At 49.6% G+C, this 1,361-nt stretch carries 2 protein-coding genes and 1 pseudogene; all 3 read left to right on the forward strand.

Annotated features, from left to right (window positions below; translation table 11 throughout):
• Nucleotides 1–482 (forward strand): hypothetical protein (locus tag OSO_RS51300; RefSeq protein ID WP_010582384.1); only part of this gene is annotated, 482 nt, incomplete at its 5' end.
• A complete protein-coding gene (locus tag OSO_RS0104940; RefSeq protein ID WP_010582385.1) occupies nt 479–943 on the forward strand; it encodes a hypothetical protein in 465 nt (154 codons plus the stop codon). The genes OSO_RS51300 and OSO_RS0104940, both read left to right, overlap by 4 nt.
• 112 nt (nt 944–1,055) lie before the next feature.
• Nucleotides 1,056–1,361, forward strand: a pseudogene (locus OSO_RS51855) (hypothetical protein); the annotation flags it as partial.

Genomic DNA, 1,361 nt, shown 5'->3' on the forward strand with positions numbered 1-1,361 from the left:
AGTCTGTCGAGGCCCGAAACGAATCTGTCCCACTTTACAATATTGAAGTACGCGGCGAACATGTCTATGAAGTCACCCAGGCCGGAATCCTCGTCCACAACAGCACTCCTTGCTCCGTTAACCCCGGTGGATTTGATGGACTGTCGGGGAATGTAATAGTCAAAGAAAGCAAATGGGATTACTTCTTTGGCAGAGTCAAGTCCAGTAAGAAAAACGAAGATCGTTCACTACACATGCTAAAAGATCTCGAGACCTTTGGATTTCGCGACACTCCCGCAGGGCGCAAAGGACTGACTCGACTCTTCGAGATCGGACGTCATCTTCCCGAAGTCGAACGGTACGTATCTCAATTTGGTATAACAATCACGCGGCGGGTTCCGGCCGGCGCGGCTGGAGTAATTGATGTGAAATATTTTTATTCTGGGGGCAATTTAGGCCTCATCCCCGAGATTTCGACAATTATTACAAAAGTTTTCAAATGACAAACCCGCTATTGCATGAAATCACTGAATCCGCGTTTCTAGAAGCAGATGCTGGTCGGAGGCTTTTCTCACATGAGTATGCTCGACGTTTCGCTATCATCAAGCTTGATGCTATTACAGAGCCCTGGGCGTTGAGTTGGTGTAGCGACGTGATTCAGCCGAACACCATCGTAGATAATGTCAGCGGCATCACCTGGATTGCCGTTGACGAACGAATCGCAGGGCTGAGCATGAATGGACAGATTGTTTTTGCGCTTGCGACCAGCACGGCGGTGCTGTCCGTGCAAACGTTCTCGTCAGGTGTCGTCGTAATATCGGAATCGCAAGCTTTTGTAATCAATCGCACTTGTTCAATCAGGTCACTAATTGATTTCCCAGACATTGCATTTGATTTCGAGTTAGACAACGATGACTTGAGGGTCGAGCTTGCCGATGGCAGCAAAATGACCTTTTCTCTCTGAGTATTAATCAAAAAGTTGAGAATCGTTCTACCAGCGGGGAACAACAAAGGGGACATTCTACTTTTCGCGAAGTCCTCACTCGGCCGGGTTGGCCAGATTGGATCTTGCGTAGTTGTCGTGCTGCGACACCCAAAGTACCTCAGACTCCCACAGCCAGTCGTCGTTCACCTGGAGCAATGGCCAATCGACCAGCACCGAGAAATCGACGATCTCATCGAGTTCTCACAATTGGTCGGATCAGAGTTACACGGCGCAGCTTTGGACCAACTCGGGAAACATCGGGACAGGGAATGGATCGACCGAATCCAGCAGCTATTCCTGGTCTCAGTCGTCAAAGTATGACACGACGAATCATTCCGAAACGACGCGGACATCGACATCGGGCGTCAGCGGTTCAAGCTGGAATGGCAGCTACACG

This window comes from Schlesneria paludicola DSM 18645 (assembly GCF_000255655.1).
Lineage (GTDB): Bacteria > Planctomycetota > Planctomycetia > Planctomycetales > Planctomycetaceae > Schlesneria > Schlesneria paludicola.

What these genes read in the sequence shown, in the direction of transcription:
- OSO_RS0104940 (WP_010582385.1), top strand. Translation starts at nt 479, where the DNA reads ATGACAAACCCGCTATTGCATGAAATCACTGAATCCGCGTTTCTAGAA.